12 protein-coding genes are annotated in these 15,444 nt (G+C 71.3%); 7 read left to right on the forward strand and 5 right to left on the reverse strand.

What is annotated here, in order from left to right:
- Window positions 1-74 precede the first annotated feature (74 nt).
- From ABT127_RS13735 to ABT127_RS13765, 7 genes are all read left to right on the forward strand, one after another.
- Window positions 75-1,319 carry a sugar ABC transporter substrate-binding protein gene (locus tag ABT127_RS13735; RefSeq protein WP_351448444.1) on the forward strand — a complete coding sequence of 415 codons (1,245 nt, stop codon included), beginning with the start codon at window positions 75-77 and terminating at the stop codon, window positions 1,317-1,319.
- A gap of 81 nt (window positions 1,320-1,400) precedes the next feature.
- On the forward strand, window positions 1,401-2,375 hold the full coding sequence (locus ABT127_RS13740) for a carbohydrate ABC transporter permease (protein ID WP_351448447.1): 975 nt from the start codon (window positions 1,401-1,403) through the stop codon (window positions 2,373-2,375).
- Window positions 2,372-3,229: a carbohydrate ABC transporter permease gene (locus ABT127_RS13745; protein ID WP_351448450.1), complete on the forward strand. Its 858-nt coding sequence runs from the start codon at window positions 2,372-2,374 to the stop codon at window positions 3,227-3,229. Before ABT127_RS13740 ends, ABT127_RS13745 begins: the two co-directional genes overlap by 4 nt.
- Window positions 3,230-3,297: 68 nt before the next feature.
- Window positions 3,298-4,509: a glycoside hydrolase family 1 protein gene (locus tag ABT127_RS13750; RefSeq protein WP_351448453.1), complete on the forward strand. Its 1,212-nt coding sequence runs from the start codon at window positions 3,298-3,300 to the stop codon at window positions 4,507-4,509.
- A 284-nt stretch (window positions 4,510-4,793) separates the two neighbouring features.
- Complete coding sequence (locus ABT127_RS13755; protein WP_351448454.1) at window positions 4,794-6,200, forward strand: glucoamylase family protein; 1,407 nt, start codon at window positions 4,794-4,796, stop codon at window positions 6,198-6,200.
- A 100-nt stretch (window positions 6,201-6,300) separates the two neighbouring features.
- Entirely contained in the window at window positions 6,301-8,415 is a 2,115-nt protein-coding gene (locus tag ABT127_RS13760) for a TPM domain-containing protein (RefSeq protein ID WP_502971699.1), read from the forward strand.
- A 49-nt stretch (window positions 8,416-8,464) separates the two neighbouring features.
- Window positions 8,465-9,178, forward strand: a complete 714-nt coding sequence (locus ABT127_RS13765) for a PspA/IM30 family protein (RefSeq protein WP_351448457.1) — start codon at window positions 8,465-8,467, stop codon at window positions 9,176-9,178.
- Window positions 9,179-9,187: 9 nt separating this feature from the next.
- On the opposite strand, the gene ABT127_RS13770 is transcribed toward ABT127_RS13765, so the two are convergent.
- From ABT127_RS13770 to ABT127_RS13790, 5 genes are all read right to left on the reverse strand, one after another.
- The gene (locus tag ABT127_RS13770; protein ID WP_351448460.1) at window positions 9,188-11,824 is read right to left on the reverse strand and encodes a SpoIIE family protein phosphatase; all 2,637 of its coding nucleotides are present in this window, start codon (window positions 11,822-11,824) and stop codon (window positions 9,188-9,190) included.
- Window positions 11,825-12,083: 259 nt separating this feature from the next.
- Entirely contained in the window at window positions 12,084-12,500 is a 417-nt protein-coding gene (locus ABT127_RS13775; RefSeq protein ID WP_351448462.1) for an ATP-binding protein, read from the reverse strand.
- A 342-nt stretch (window positions 12,501-12,842) separates the two neighbouring features.
- A complete protein-coding gene (locus ABT127_RS13780; RefSeq protein ID WP_351448465.1) occupies window positions 12,843-13,247 on the reverse strand; it encodes a (deoxy)nucleoside triphosphate pyrophosphohydrolase in 405 nt (134 codons plus the stop codon).
- A 21-nt stretch (window positions 13,248-13,268) separates the two neighbouring features.
- Window positions 13,269-13,472 carry an SPOR domain-containing protein gene (locus ABT127_RS13785; RefSeq protein WP_351449075.1) on the reverse strand — a complete coding sequence of 68 codons (204 nt, stop codon included), beginning with the start codon at window positions 13,470-13,472 and terminating at the stop codon, window positions 13,269-13,271.
- A gap of 219 nt (window positions 13,473-13,691) precedes the next feature.
- Window positions 13,692-15,410 carry a purine-cytosine permease family protein gene (locus ABT127_RS13790; RefSeq protein ID WP_351448467.1) on the reverse strand — a complete coding sequence of 573 codons (1,719 nt, stop codon included), beginning with the start codon at window positions 15,408-15,410 and terminating at the stop codon, window positions 13,692-13,694.
- Window positions 15,411-15,444 lie beyond the last annotated feature (34 nt).

The following is a 15,444-nucleotide window of genomic DNA, read 5'->3' on the forward strand; positions in this document are numbered from 1 at the left end:
GGGCTGTTACAGAGTCATGTATGCGCTTACAGACAGCGCATACATTCCTCGGTCCGCTCAAGGAGGAGCCGTCCATGAACCGCCGCGCAACCACTGCCGCGATCGCCGTCAGCCTGGCGTCCGCGCTCACCCTCACCGCCTGCGGCGGTTCCGGAGGCGACTCGGTCGCAGCCGACGCGAAGCAGACGCTCACCGTCTGGGCCATGGGCACCGAGGGCGAGAAGCTCGCCGACGTCGCCAAGGTCTACGAGAAGGCCAACCCGAACATCTCGGTGAAGGTCACCCCGATCGGCTGGGACGTCGCCCACCAGAAGCTCGTCGCCGCCGCGGCCGCCAACAAGCTGCCCGACGTGATGCAGATGGGCGGCAGCTACCTGACCGAGTTCGCGGACATGGGCGCCCTGGAGGAGGTCGACACCAAGACCTTCAAGGAGAAGGACTACTTCCCGGCGGGCTGGGAGCAGGGCGAGTACGACGGCAAGACCTACGGCGTGCCGTGGTACGTCGACACCCGCGTGCTCTACTACCGCACCGACCTGGCGAAGAAGGCCGGCATCGACAAGGCACCGGCCACCATGGCCGAGCTGCAGACGGCCGCGGAGAAGTACCAGAAGGCCGGCTCGAAGTACGGCCTGTCGATCCAGCCCAACGGCCTGGACTCGGTGCAGAGCTTCTACCAGTTCCTGTACTCGGCCGGCGGCCAGATCGTCACCAAGGACGGCAAGACCGTCGCCAACAGCCCGGCGGCCGTGAAGGCGCTGGAGAACTACACCGATTACTTCAAGAAGGGCCTCGCCGCGAAGTCGGTGCGTCCCGGCTACGACGTGACGAAGGACTTCAACACCGGCGCGGTCGCGATGTTCTTCGGCGGCCCCTGGCACATGGGTCTGCTCGACGACAACTACCCCGACCTCAAGGGCAAGTGGGCCATCGCCAACGTGCCCACCGACAAGACCTCCGCCTCCATGGCGGGCGGCTCGGCCCTGACGATCTCCGCGGACAGCGAGCACAAGGCCGCCGCCAAGAAGCTCGTCCAGTACCTCACGGGCACCGAGGGCCAGGCCGACTGGTTCCGGCGCACCAAGGACCTGCCGGCCAACATGACCGCCTGGAACTCCGGTGACCTGGCCAAGGACCCGAAGATGAAGGTCTGGAAGAAGCAGATGGAGTCGGCGCAGGTCTCGCCGGCCCAGCCCAAGTGGTCCGAGATCACCTCGAAGATCGACACCGCGATCGAGGACGCCGCCCAGGGCAAGGCCTCCCCGAAGGCCGCGCTCGACAAGGCGCAGGGCGAGATCGAGGGTCTCGTCCAGAAGTAGCCCGGCAGGGCCCAGCGAAAGAAACCCCCACCCGCCGGACGGTCCGCAGGGACCCGCCCGGAGGACGTCCGAAGGGCGACCATGTCCACCACGACACCCACCCCCGCGCGCCCCGGGGCCGAACAGGCCCCGGGCGGCGGGTCCCCGCAGGGCGCGGGGCGGCGCAAGAAGCGCTCGATGGGGAAGCAGAACCTGGCCGGCTGGCTGTTCTCCACCCCGTTCCTCGCACTGTTCGCGGTCTTCATGCTGTTCCCGATCGTCGCGACGCTCGTCATGAGCTTCACCGACTTCGGGCAGCGCAACGTCCGCAAGCCGATGGACGCGAACTTCGTCGGCCTGGAGAACTACACCAAGCTGTTCGGCGACGACCAGTTCCTGCGCGCGATGTTCAACACCGCGTACTTCGTGGTCGTCGGGGTGCCGCTGACCATAGGTCTCGGGCTGCTGGTCGCGGTGCTCCTCAACAACGGCATCGACCGCGCCCGCACCTTCTTCCGGGTGGGCTTCTACGCGCCGGTCGTCACGACGATCGTCGCCGTCGCCATCGTGTGGCGGTTCGTGCTCGACCCCTCGGACGGTCTGATCGCCGGGCTCGGTGACGAACTCGGCTTCACCGCGCCGGACTTCCTCGGCTCGGAGACCTGGGCCATGCCGTCGCTGATCGTGATGGCGGTGTGGCGCAACCTCGGCACCGTGATGGTCCTCATGATCGCCGGACTCCAGGCCATCCCGGCCGAGGTCCGCGAGGCCGCCCGGCTCGACGGGGCGAGCGCCTGGCAGGAGCTGCGCCGGATCACGGTGCCGCTGCTGCGCCCGACGCTCCTGTACGCCACGGTCATCACGACGATCGGTTACCTCAACGTCTTCGAGGAGCCGTTCGTGATGACCCAGGGCGGACCCTCCGACTCCACGATGACCGTGTCGCTCGACATGTACTTCCAGGGCTTCCGGTTCTTCAACATGGGCTACGCGAGCGCCATGGCGTACGTCCTGTTCGTGGTGATCATGGGCATCACGGTGCTGCAGCTGCGACTGATGAAGGACAACACGAAATGAGCGCCGTCACCCCCACCCGCCGCCCCGACGGCCGGGTCCGCAAGCCGCTGCTCTACGTCGTCGCCTCGCTCGGTCTGCTGGTGATGGCCGCGCCGTTCCTGTGGATGGCGCTGAGCGCCTTCAAGACCAAGAAGGACCTGACCGCGAGCCCGCCGGTCTGGATCCCGTCCGAGTGGACGCTGAAGAACTTCACCGACCTGCTCGACCAGCTCGACATGCCGCGGTACTTCCTGAACTCGGTGATCGTCGCCGTGCTCGTGACCGTGTGCAACCTGCTGTTCTGCTCGATGCTCGGCTACGCGCTGGCCAAGCTGAACTTCAGCGGCCGCTCGAAGGTCTTCGGGGTGGTGCTCGCCGCCTTGATGGTCCCCGCGAACCTGATGGTCCTGCCGCTGTTCGTGCTGATCAACCAGCTGAACCTGCTGGACACCTACGCGGGCCTCGTGCTGCCCTTCGCGGCGGGCGCGTTCGGCGTCTTCCTGATGCGGCAGTTCATGCAGTCGATCCCGGACGAGCTGCTCGAAGCGGCCCGGATGGACGGCGCCGGCGAGTGGTACATCTTCTGGCGGATCGTCCTTCCGCTGGTCAAGCCCGCCCTCGCGACGCTGACGATCTTCACGTTCCTCGGGTCGTGGAACAACTTCATCTGGCCGCTGATCGCGACCAACGACCCCGACAAGTACACCCTCCCGGTGGCCCTCGCGACCTTCGCCAACGACCCCAACCGCACGGTCGGCGGCGGCAACGGAATGCTGATGGCGGGCTCGCTGCTCGTCGTGCTCCCCGTGCTGGTCGTCTTCGCGGTCCTGCAGCGCCACTTCACCCAGGGCATCGCCACCGCCGGCATGAAGTAGCCCCCTCCGGTCCGCACAGTCCGCCCCGGCCCCCCACACACGCACGTAGAAAGACAGGCATCATCACCATGACGCTCACCCCTGCCCCGACGCGCACGCTCCCCTTCCCCGACGGGTTCCTGTGGGGCGCCTCGACCGCCGCCCACCAGATCGAGGGCAACAACGTCAACAGCGACTGGTGGCGCAAGGAGCACGACCCGGCGGCCGGGATCCAGGAGCCGAGCCTGGACGCCTGCGACAGCTACCACCGCTGGGAGCAGGACATGGACCTGCTCGCCGAACTCGGCTTCACCGACTACCGGTTCAGCGTCGAGTGGGCCCGCATCGAGCCCGCCCGCGGCTACTTCTCGCGCGCCGAGATAGCCCACTACCGCCGCATGGTGGAGGGCGCGATCGCCCGCGGTCTGCGCCCGAACGTCACGCTGCACCACTTCACGATCCCGCAGTGGTTCGAGGACCTGGGCGGCTTCACCGCCGAGGGCGCCGTCGAGCTGTTCGCGCGCTACGTCGAGGAGTGCGCGCCGATCATCGCCGACGGGGTCGAGCACGTCTGCACCATCAACGAGCCGAACATGATCGCCGTGATGGCCGGTCTCGCCAAGCGCGGTGACCAGGGCTTCCCGCCGGCCGGGCTGCCCTTCCCCGACGAGGAGACGACGCACGCCGTCATCGCCGCGCACCACGCCGCGGTGAAGGCGGTGCGCTCGATCAAGCCGGAGATCAAGGTCGGCTGGACCGTCGCCAACCAGGTCTACCAGGCCGAGCCGGGCGCCGAGGACGTCACCGCCGCCTACCGCCACCCCCGCGAGGACATCTTCATCGAGGCCGCGCGCGGCGACGACTGGATCGGCGTGCAGTCCTACACCCGCACCAAGATCGGCGCGGACGGCCCGATCCCGGCCCCGGCCGACGCCGAGCGCACGCTGACCTCGTGGGAGTACTACCCGGAGGCCGTCGGCCACGCGATCCGGCACACCGCCGAGCTGATCGGCCCGGACACCCCGATCGTCGTCACCGAGAACGGCATCGCCACCGGCGACGAGCAGCGCCGGATCGACTACTACGCGGGCGCGCTCGACGCGGTCGCGGCCTGCATCGAGGACGGCATCGACGTCCGCGGCTACCTCGCCTGGAGCGCGCTCGACAACTACGAGTGGGGCACCTACAAGGCGACGTTCGGTCTCATCGGCTGGGACGGCGAGACGTTCGCGCGCACGCCCAAGCCGGCCGCGCACTGGCTCGGCGGTCTGGGCCGCGAGCGGGCGCTGCCGCGCGTCTGACCGGCCCCCTTACCGGTGGGCGGCGGCTCGACCCCGCGTCGCCGCCGCTCACCCCGATCCGTCGCGGGCGGTCCAATCCCCCTGGGCCGCCCGCGACTCCCGGGACCGCGGCTTCTGACCCCCGCTGTCCCGGGGCCCGCGACACCTGACCTCGCGGGCCCACCGAGAGACGGGGGCCGGCGCGCACCTGACGAGTGCCGGCCCCCGCTCTCCCGCACCCTCACGAGCACCACGAACTTCCCTTCCACAGCTGCCCGTTCGGATCTCCCGGGAGAAGGACCTTCATGGATCGCCGTACGTTCCTCATGGCCGCCGGTGCCGGCGGCGCCGCGCTCACGCTGGGCGCCGCCCCGGCCGCGGGCGCCTCCGCCGCCGTCGACCCGGCGCTGCTGCGCACCTGGTTCCGTGCCACGTACCGCTCGATCGAGGCGATGACGACCGGCCTCGGGCTCGCCGCCGACAAGATCGACGTCAGTGGTGCGGGAGGCCCGGTCCCGTCCGTCCAGACCTCGCCGACCAACATCGGCTGCGGACTGTGGGCGACGGCCGCCGCGGGCGGGCTCGGAGTGATCACCCGGGGCGTGATGGAGCGCCGGCTCACGCGCACGGTCGCGGCCGTCGAGCGTCTGGAACGGGCGCACGGGTTCTGGTTCAACTGGTACGACGCGCACGACGGCAGCGTGCTGACGACCTGGCCGGCGACCGGCGAGACGGTCCGCCCGTTCCTGTCCTCGGTGGACAACGCCTGGCTGGTGACCGGCCTGCGCATCGCGGCGGACGCCGTCCCGGCGCTGCGCCCGCGCGTCGCGAAGCTGCTGGCGGGCGCCGACTGGTCGTACTACTACACGCCGTACGACCCGGCCGACCCCGTCGCGGGACCGGGTCAGCTGCGCGGCGGCTTCTGGCCCGACAGGCCCGGCAGGGGCGAGCCGACCGGCCACCACTACGGCGCCCTGAACACCGAGCCGCGGATGGCCAGTTACCTCGGCATCGCCGACGGCAGCCTGCCCGCCGACCACTACTGGCACCTCTTGCGCACCCTGCTGCCGGGCAGCGGGCAGGAGCAGGAGCCGGGCGGTTCCTACGTGGCCATGGACGGCATCCGCGTCTGGCAGGGCCACTACACCTACCGGGGCCGGGCGTTCGTACCGACCTGGGGCGGCTCGATGTTCGAGGCACTGATGGTGCCGCTGTTCGTGCCCGAGCCGGAGTGGTCACCGGGTTCCTGGGGCGTCACGCACGGCCGCTACGTCCGCGGCCAGATCGAGCACGGCCTTCAGGAGGCGGGATACGGCTACTGGGGGTTCTCCCCGGCGAACATCCCCCAGGGCGGCTACCGCGAGTACGGCGTGGACGCGCTCGGCATGCAGGAGGACGGCTACCACTCGCTCGGCGTGGTCACCCCGCACGCCTCCTTCCTGGCGCTGCCGTACGCCCGCCGGGAGGCCGTGGCGAACCTGAAGGCGCTGGCCGCGGACTTCGGCGCGTACGACGAGACGTACGGCTTCCGCGACTCGGTGGACGTCACGACCGGCCGGGTCAGCGACTTCGTGCTCGCGCTCGACCAGGGCATGATCGCCGCCGCGCTCGCCCAGCAGCTGCGGCCGGGGCTGCTGCAGCGCCCGTTCCGCACGGGCGGCTTCGCGGCGCGGGTGCGGCCGCTGCTGGCCAGGGAGCGGTTCTCGGTCTGAGCCGACGCGCCGGACCCCTCGAACGGGTGCCGCGACCGCGAGGGTGCTGTGGGGGCGCCCCCGGTCGCGGCACCTTCTTTACGGACATACGCTCCCAAACGTGACGCCCGCCGCTTCTGTGCGCCCGATAGCCGCGCGGACGGCCGCAGCCGTGCTGTTCACCCTGGCCTGGCTGCTGCTGCCCGCGCCTCCCGGCCACGCCGACGATCCGGTCACCCTGTCCCGCACCGGCCAGCTCACCGACAAGGTGAACGCCCTCGGGGACCGCAGGGACGCCGCCGCCGACGCGCTCACCGACCTCGACGACACGCGCGGCATCCAGCTCTACGTCACCTACGTACGGGACTTCTCCGGCCGCTCCGCGCGGGACTGGGCCGACGCCACCGCCGACAAGAACGGCCTCGGCCTCGACGACGTCCTGCTCGCCGTCGCCACCCACGACCGCCAGTACGCGTTCTCCGTCGACCAGGACTCCCGGCTCACCGACGCCCAGATCCAGGACATCGCGCGGACCGCCGTGGAACCGGCGCTGCGCCAGAACGACTGGGCGGGCGCCGCGGTCGGCGCGGCGAACGGCATCGGCGCCGCCGTCGCGGGCCGGCCCGTCCCCACCCCGACCGTCACGCCCGGTGCGGCCGACCCGGGCACGGGCGATTCCGGCGGCAGCGGCGCGGGCGACCTGGTGCTGCCGGTGATCGCCGTCGGCGGGGCCGGTGCCGTGGTCGCGTACGCGTACACCCGCCGCAAGCGGCGCGGGGGCGGCACGGGCCGCCCGTCCGGCGGCGGCGCGCAGGGCTGGGGGAAGGCGCCGCAGACCCCGCTGCCCGAGCTGGACAAGCAGGCCAGGCTGCTGCTGGTCGAGACCGACGACGCGGTGCGCACCAGCACCGAGGAGCTGGGCTTCGCCACCGCCCAGTTCGGCGAGGACGCGGTCGGGGAGTTCCAGGCGGCGCTCACGTCCGCGCAGACCGAGCTGACCGCCGCCTTCACGCTCCGCCAGCAGCTCGACGACGCCTTCCCCGAGGACGACGCGACGAAGCGGCGAATGCTGGAGGAGATCATCAGCCGGTGCACCGGGGCGGGCGACGCGCTCGACGCGCAGTCCGCGGACTTCGACCGGCTGCGCGCCCTCGAACAGAACGCGCCCGAGGCGCTCGCCCACGCCGAGCGGACCTTCCGCGAGCTGGCGGCGCGCACCACGCGCGCGCAGGAGACCATGACCACGCTCGGCGGCCGGTACGCGGCGGCCGCGCTCCAGACCGTCGAGGGCCATGTCGAGCAGGCCAAGGACCGGCTCGTGTTCGCCACCACCCAGCTCAACCAGGCACGCGGCTGCGTCGACGCGGGCGAGGCCGGCAAGGGCGCCGTCCATCTGCGGGCCGCCGAGGGCGCCGTCGACCAGGCCGCCACGTTCGTCACCGCGATCGACCGGCTGGCCGGTGAGCTGGCCGAGGCCGACGAGAAGCTGCCCGCCGCGCTCACCGAGTCCGACACCGACCTGGCGGACGCGCGCGGCCTCCTGGAGGGCACCGGGCAGGGCGTGTCCACCGCCGATCTGCGCGGCCGCATCGCCCGCGTCGAGTCGGTCGTGGGCCAGGTGCGCGCGGAGCTTGCGGCGGGCCCGTACGACCCGATCGACGCGCTGCGCCGGGTCGAGGAGGCCGACACGGCGCTGGACGAGGCGCTGGTGGCGGCGCGCGAGCGGGAGGCGGGCACCGCACGCGCCCGCTCCCTGCTCGGCCAGGCGCTGCTGGCCGCCCGCAGCAGTACGGGAGCGGCCGCGGACTTCATCACCACGCACCGCGGCGCCGTCGGCAGCGAGGCCCGCACCCGGCTCGCGGAGGCCGAACGGCGGCTCGCGAACGCGCAGGCCGGCGAAGGCGGTGGTGACGCGGCCGCGGCGCTCGCCGAGGCGCAGCAGGCCGACGCGCTGGCCCGGCAGGCGCAGTCGCTCGCCGAGCGGGACGTGCGCGCGTACGGCAATCCGTACGGGGGCGGGGGCAGCGGCGGGCGCGGCGGCAGCGGCATGGGCGGCGCGGTGCTCGGCGGGATCATCCTCGGCGGACTGCTGAACGGCGGGCGCGGCACGGGCGGGGGCATGGGCGGGGGCGGCATGGGCGGGTTCGGGGGTGGCGGGCGCGGCGGCGGGGGCGGGCCCGGCAGCTTCGGCGGAGGGGGGACGCGCGGCCGCCGGGGCGGCGGCGGGCGTTTCTGAACCTGTGCACCAACCCACCGGCTCACCCCCAGACGTTAAGGACATGACCATGACGAAGCAGACCATCCTCGGCCGGGTCGCGCAGCTCGCGAAGGCGAACATCAACGCGCTGCTCGACGGCGCCGAGGATCCGCAGAAGATGATCGACCAGCTGATCCGCGACTACACGAACAACATCGCGGAGGCCGAGGAGGCGGTGGCCACCACCATCGGCAATCTGCGGATGCTGGAGCAGGACCACAAGGAGGACGTGGACGCGGCCGCCGAGTGGGGCGGCAAGGCGCTCGCGGCCAGCAAGAAGGCGGACGAGCTGCGGGCGGCCGGTACCGCGGCGGAGGCCGACCGGTTCGACAACCTCGCGAAGGTGGCCCTCGGGCGGCAGTTGCAGTCCGAGAAGGAGGCGAAGGACGCCGAGCCGACGATCGCGGCGCAGACCGAGGTGGTCGGCAAGCTCAAGGCGGGGCTCGACCAGATGAAGACGAAGCTGACGGAACTGCAGTCCAGGCGCGACCAGCTGGTGGCCCGCGCGAAGACCGCGCAGGCGCAGAACCAGATGCTGGACGCGGCGAAGAACATCGACGTCCTCGACCCCACCAGCGAACTGGGCCGCTTCGAGGACAAGGTGCGGCGCGAGGAGGCGAAGGCGCTCGGCAAGCAGGAGCTGGCCGAGTCCTCCCTCGACGCGCAGTTCGAGCAGCTCGACTCGCTCGGCGACGCGGCCGAGATCGAGGCCCGGCTCGCGGCGCTGAAGAGCGGCTCCTAGGGCGTCCGCTCAGAAGAGACTGAGCAGAGCCTCCGTCGGGTCCACCAGGCCCGCCCCGCCGTCCGGCAGCGGGAGTTCGAACCAGACCGTCTTGCCGCGCGGGGTGCGCCGCGAGCCCCAGGCCGCGCTGAGCAGGCCGACGAGCTGGAGGCCGCGGCCGCCCTCGTCGGTGTCCCGGGCGCGCCGCCTGCGCGGCTGCACGAGACCGGCGTCCCACACCTCGCACACCAGTGAGCGGTCGAGCAGCAGCCGGAGCCTGATCTCGCCCTCCCCGTACCGCAGGGCGTTGGTGACCAGCTCGCTGACCAGCAACTCCGTGGTGTCGACGAGGGGTTCGAGGTCCCAGGCGAGCAGTTGTTCGCGCGTCAGCTCGCGGGCCCGGCCGACGGACTTGGGCTCGCGCGGCAGCCTCCAGTCGCCCACGTTGCCCGCCGGCAGGCCCTGGATGCGGGCCATCAGCAGGGCGATGTCGTCCTCGCCGTGGTGGGTGTCGAGGGTGTTGAGGACGTGGTCGCAGACGTCCTCCAGGGCCGGTGAGGGGTCGTCGAGGGCGGCCCGGAACGCGGACAGGCCCTCGTCGAGCGGGTGGTCGCGCGATTCGACCAGGCCGTCCGTGTAGAGCGCGAGCAGCCCGCCCTCCGGGAGTTCGACCTCCACCTCCTCGAAGGGTTCGCCGCCGACGCCGAGCGGCATGCCCGGCGGTACGTCGAGCATCAGCGCGCCCTCGCCCGGTTCCACCAGGACCGGCGGGAGGTGGCCGGCGTTGGCGAAGGTGCAGCGGCGGGTGACGGCGTCGTAGACCGCGTAGACGCAGGTGGCGAGGTAGACCTCGGAGAGGTCCTCGCCGCTCTGGTTCGCGGTGCGGGCGGCGCGGGTGGCCTGCTGGACGCCGCCGGGGGTGCCGAGGCCGCGGGCGATCTCGTCGAGGGCGCCGAGCACTTCTGCGGGTTCGAGGTCGAGCAGGGCCAGGGTCCGGACGGCGGTGCGCAGTTCGCCCATGGCGACGGCGGCGCGCAGGCCGCGGCCCATCACGTCGCCGACGACCAGCGCGGTGCGGTGGCCGGGGAGTTCGATGACGTCGAACCAGTCGCCGCCGACCTCGGTCGCCGCGTTGCCCGGCAGGTAGCGGCAGGCGATGTCGAGGCCGGACGCCTCGGGGTTGTCCGGCGGGAGCAGGGAGCGCTGCAGTATCAGCGCGCGCTCGTGCTCGCGGCGGTACAGCCGGGCGTTGTCGATACAGACCGCGGCGCGCGCGGCCAGCTCCATGGCGAGGGCCCGGTCCCGCTCGTTGAACGGCTCGCTGCCCTTGGTGCGGGAGAACTGCACGAGGCCGACGACGGTGTCGTGCGCGACCATCGGCACGGCGAGCGTCGACTGCACGAGGCCGCCGGGCTGCGCGGGCAGGGTCTGCGGGCGGGCGGTGCGCAGGGCGTCCGCGCAGGCGGAGTTGAACGCGAAGCGGTGCACCGCGCCGACGCTGACCGGCTCCTCGCCGCCCAGGTCGAGGAAGGGCACGTCGGCCACGGCGCTCGCGGCGGCGACCCGGCGCAGCTCGGCGCTGCCGTCGGCGAGCCGGTGGTTGGCCAGCGCCGTCTCGTCGCCCGAGAGCAGTCCCTGGTACAGGTCGACGGAGGCCAGGTCGCAGAAGCCCGGCACGACCACGTCGAGGAGTTCGCGGGACGTGGTCTCCAGGTCGAGGGAGTTGCCGATGCGGGCGCCCGCCTCGTTCAGGAGGGCCAGATTCCGCCGTGCGTGGGCGGCCTCGCGTGCGGCGGCGTGCCGCCGGGTGACGTCGGTGGCGAGTCCGGCGATGCCGATGGTCCGGCCCGAACCGGTGTGCACGCGGTAGAGGTTGATGGACCAGTGGCGGCGCTCGGCCGAGTCGGGGGCGGGGCCGACGAGCTGCATGTCGGTGACGGCGTCGCCGGTCTCCAGGACCCGGCGCAGCGCGCCCTGCACCCGGTCGGCCTCGTGGCGCGGCAGGTAGTCGTGGACGGTGCGGCCGCGGTGGTCGTCGACGTGACCGCCGAAGACCGAGGTGAACGTGCGGTTGGCCCGCTGCACCTTCAGGTCGGTGTCGAACAGCAGGAAGCCGAAAGGAGATTGACCGAAAATCGACTGCGAGGCGGCGAGGTCCGTCTCGATGCTCCGCAGGGTCTGGACGTCCACGACGACGCAGACCGCTCCACGCTCACCGGACTCGGTGGTCGACGGCATCACATAGACCTCGGCCGTACCGTGCTGCTCCCCGGCACCGCCCTGTCCCTCGCCGCGCGTGCGGAACGGCACGACGCCGGTCCACTCCCGCCCGTCCAGGATCTCGGTCATCTTGCGGCGGCCGCGGTCGCGCAGCTCGGGCGGGACGAACGCCTCGACGGGATCCTTGCCCACGGCCTCCTCGGCCGGGACGCCGAAGATCTGCGCGGCCCGCAGGCTCCACTGGTCGATCAGTCCGTCGGGGCCGATCGAGAACGAGGCGACCTTGATGTAGTCGTAGATCGACCCGGGCGGGCTCGTCTGCCAGATGTCGGCGATCGGCCCGATGTCGGCTTGCGCCCGCTCCGGCGAGGTCAGGCCCGCATCCGGAGTCGACGCCGCGTCCGGGGCGTCCTTGGACGCCCCGGCCTTCGCTGGTATCTCGCTCACGCGAACCGTCCCCTCCAGCTCACCGCGTCCGGCACCGGTCACCGGGGCGGCTGCCCGCAGTATCCAGCACTACGGAGCCGCACGACACGGTGTTCACGATCACACCACGGTCCCGACCCTTTTTGGCCCGTCGGGACCGACTGTTTCCGTACCCAGAGTGCAGGTGCGTCCACACACCGCGTTCTCCACTCGAGTTCCACATTCCCGTCTCTTAACCAGGTGCGACCTACTTAACCGGGACGGGTGTGCCCGCGCGGTTTCAGCCGGGCAGCGGAAGCTCGAACCACACGGTCTTGCCGCCGGTGGCCGTGCCGCCCGGTCTGGTGCCCCAGCGCCGGGAGGCGCCGGCCACCAGTTGCAGGCCCCTGCCGCCCTCGTCGTCGGGGGTGGCCGTACGGGCCCGGGGCGGGTCGGGGAGCGGGTCGGAGACCTCGACGAGCAGCGCGCCCGCCCGGCCCTCCGGGCGGACCAGGCGGACTCCGATGGGGCCCGACGCATGGCGCAGGGAGTTGGTGACCAGCTCGCTGACCAGCAGGATCGTGATGTCGCTCAGCTCGTCCAGGTCCCAGGCGGCGAGTTGCCCACGGACCGCTGCGCGGGCTTTCCGGACGGCCATGGGGTCGGCGGGGAAGGCCCACTCGGCGACGTCGCCCTGGGTGTGGAGCACACCGATCACTTCCCTGACCCGCGAGGAGTTCTGCCCGATTGCATGGGGTTAATCGGGATATACCCGGACGGGTGGGGTGTTATCGCTGGGGATGGGCCGGGGTGGCACGTACGGCGTAGGGCTCCGCCGGGGTGCGGGTGCCTCGGTGGACGGCCGCACTTGTCGGGCTGTCGTTCGCCTGCGGGCCGGTGGGGGCTGGTCGCGCAGTTCCCCGCGCCCCTGAGGCAGGCGCCTCGCGCCGCCTCCCCTGAGGCTGCGGCTCCGCCGCGCCTCTCTTGATGAGATGGCGCACGAAGTGCGCATCTCAGGGGCGCGGGGAACTGCGCGAGAAGCGGCCACCGGGCTGCGGATCTAGTCCCCCGTAAGAGATTTCACCGCCGGAACATCCTGGTCCAGCCAGTTCACGGACCAGATGTCGGCCGGAGCGAGCCAGCGGAGCTCATCGTGGTCCTGGAGCGGCGCGGGGACTCCCGAGTCGAGAGAGCAGCGCCAGACCCGGAGAACGTAGCCGGGCTTCAGCGGCCACTCCCCCGGCACCCTGGAGACGGGACTGGCCCCGACACCCAGTTCCTCCCGGAGTTCACGGACCAGCGCCCGCTCCGGAACCTCCCCCGGCTCGACCTTCCCACCGGGCAACTCCCAGCGCCCGGCAAGCTCCGGAGGCGCACTGCGCCGCGCGGCGAGCACCCGGCCGTCGGTGTCGTACAGGGCGGCGGCGACCACCACCACGACGGCCGGTTCGATCTGATCAGTCATGCGGCGGAGCCTACGGCCCCGTCAGCGCACTGATCCGTTCCGCACCGAGGTGGTGTTCTCCGCCAGGCGCTCGACCCAGTAGAGCTGTTTGTGCCCGTGGGCGTCGAGGCTGTCGGCGATGCGCTGGGCCTCCGCCCTGGTCGCGTAGCGGCCCACGCGATAGCGGTTGCCATTGTCGTCCTGGCGTATGACGAGCCACGGAAGTGTCGTCGTGCCGTCGTTCATCGTGCGCCGCCCCTCCCTGATCGGCCCGACCCCGGCTCGCATCGTGCTCCACCCCCCAAGCGTCCTGAGGAAACCACAATCCGCATATGCCCGAGCCTACGCCTGACCTTCACAGAGCGGATACGTGTTGGCACAAAGAGATACGCAACAAGCCATTGCTGACAGGCGCCAAGGGGGCGCATTTGCATAAATGCGCCCCCTGAGTCCCACCCGTACCGTTCAGCCCCTGCGCACCGTGGGCATCGGCATCAGAACGGGCTCTCCTGTCGGCTTCTTCGTGCACACGTCACCGCACTCCGCGTCCAGCGAGCAGCACAGCGAGCAGATGGGCCCCGCCTGCACCGGGCAGTCGGCGATGTCGGGGAGTTCGTAGGCCGTCTCGCAGACGCCACAGGTGTGGGTGGCGGTGATGTCGGTGCCCTCGGCGAGCACGACGTCCGGACCGTTCACCGGGTTCGGACGGGCCAGGTAGTACTTGCCCTTCGTGGCCCAGGCGATCGTCGGGCACAGGACCAGGGCGAGGCCGGCGGCGATGAAGGTGGAGAAGGCCTCCGCGTACTCCCCGAAGAGCCCGAAGAAGGCCAGGATGGAGACGGTCGAGGCGATCACCATCGAGCCGAAGCCCGCGGGGTTCACGGCGTAGAGGTAGGCCCGCTTGAACTCGATGTACTTGGGGCTCCAGCCCACCCGCTTGTTGATGACGAGGTCGGCGGCGACGGCCGCGATCCAGGCGATGCCCACGTTCGAGTAGAAGCCGAGCAGCTTGTTCAGCGCGGCGAACATGTTCATCTCCATCAGCGTCAGCGCGATGGCGAGGTTGAGGAAGATGTACCAGACGCGGCCGGGGTGCCGGTGGGTGACGCGGGAGAAGAAGTTCGACCAGGACAGGGAGCCGCTGTAGGCGTTCGTGACGTTGATCTTGATCTGGGAGACGATCACGAACAGCGCGGCGGCGGGCAGTGCGACCGAGCCGAGCCACGGCTTCAACGCCTCGATCTGCGGGGCGATCGGTTCGAGCACGTGCGTCTTGCCGACGGCTTCGAGGGCCACGAAGGCGAGCAGCGCGCCGCCGATCTGCTTCGCGGCGCCGATGATCACCCAGCCGGGTCCCGCCGCCAGGACGGCGAGGTTCCAGCGCCGGCGGTTCTGCTCGGTCTTGGCCGGCATGAAGCGCAGGTAGTCGGCCTGTTCGCCGATCTGGGCGATGAGGGAGAGCGCGACGCCGGTGCCGAGCCCGAAGCCGAGCCAGGAGAAGCCGCTGCCCGCGCCCTCGGTGCCGCCGAAGTGGGTGAAGTCGCCGAACGAGCCCGGGGAGTGGAAGGCGAGGATCACGAAGGGCAGCACCAGGCCGATCAGCCAGACCGGCTGGGTCCAGGCCTGCACCTTGGCGAGCGCGCCCATGCCGCGGAAGACGATCGGGATGACGATGAGCGTCGTCAGCAGATAGCCGACGGGCAGCGGCAGGCCGGCCACCTCGTGCATCGCCTGCGCCATGATCGAGCCTTCGAGCGCGAAGAAGATGAAGGTGAACGAGGCGTAGATCAGGGACGTGAGCGTCGAGCCGAAGTAGCCGAACCCGGCGCCGCGCGTGATCAGGTCCATGTCCAGGCCGTACTTGGCGCAGGCCCGGGCGATCGGGATGCCGGTCAGGAAGATGATCGTCGCCGCGCACAGGATCGATGCGAAACCGCTGGTGAATCCGTAGGTGAAGACGATCGACGCGCCGATCGCGAAGTCGGCGAGATAGGCGATGCCGCCGAGAGCGGTGGACGCGACCATGGTCGGCGACCAGCGCCGGTAGGAGTGCGGGGCATAGCGCAGCGAGAAGTCCTCGCGGGACTCGTCGGCCGCCAGCTTGGCGTAACTGCGCCGGGGCGCCTGCCGGTTCGGCGGCTGGGGCGGCGCCGGTTCGGCGGTGGGCAGTGCGGTCTCGGTCATGGTCGGCTTCCCGTTCGTCCGTCAGTCAGCGGGG

Source organism: Streptomyces sp. NPDC001904, assembly GCF_040297005.1.
In the GTDB taxonomy this organism is placed as follows: domain Bacteria; phylum Actinomycetota; class Actinomycetes; order Streptomycetales; family Streptomycetaceae; genus Streptomyces.

What these genes read in the sequence shown, in the direction of transcription:
- ABT127_RS13735 (WP_351448444.1), top strand. Translation starts at nt 75, where the DNA reads ATGAACCGCCGCGCAACCACTGCCGCGATCGCCGTCAGCCTGGCGTCC.
- ABT127_RS13740 (WP_351448447.1), top strand. Translation starts at nt 1,401, where the DNA reads ATGTCCACCACGACACCCACCCCCGCGCGCCCCGGGGCCGAACAGGCC.
- ABT127_RS13745 (WP_351448450.1), top strand. Translation starts at nt 2,372, where the DNA reads ATGAGCGCCGTCACCCCCACCCGCCGCCCCGACGGCCGGGTCCGCAAG.
- ABT127_RS13750 (WP_351448453.1), top strand. Translation starts at nt 3,298, where the DNA reads ATGACGCTCACCCCTGCCCCGACGCGCACGCTCCCCTTCCCCGACGGG.
- ABT127_RS13755 (WP_351448454.1), top strand. Translation starts at nt 4,794, where the DNA reads ATGGATCGCCGTACGTTCCTCATGGCCGCCGGTGCCGGCGGCGCCGCG.
- ABT127_RS13765 (WP_351448457.1), top strand. Translation starts at nt 8,465, where the DNA reads ATGACGAAGCAGACCATCCTCGGCCGGGTCGCGCAGCTCGCGAAGGCG.
- ABT127_RS13780 (WP_351448465.1), bottom strand. Translation starts at nt 13,247, where the DNA reads ATGACTGATCAGATCGAACCGGCCGTCGTGGTGGTGGTCGCCGCCGCC.
- ABT127_RS13785 (WP_351449075.1), bottom strand. Translation starts at nt 13,472, where the DNA reads ATGAACGACGGCACGACGACACTTCCGTGGCTCGTCATACGCCAGGAC.
- ABT127_RS13790 (WP_351448467.1), bottom strand. Translation starts at nt 15,410, where the DNA reads ATGACCGAGACCGCACTGCCCACCGCCGAACCGGCGCCGCCCCAGCCG.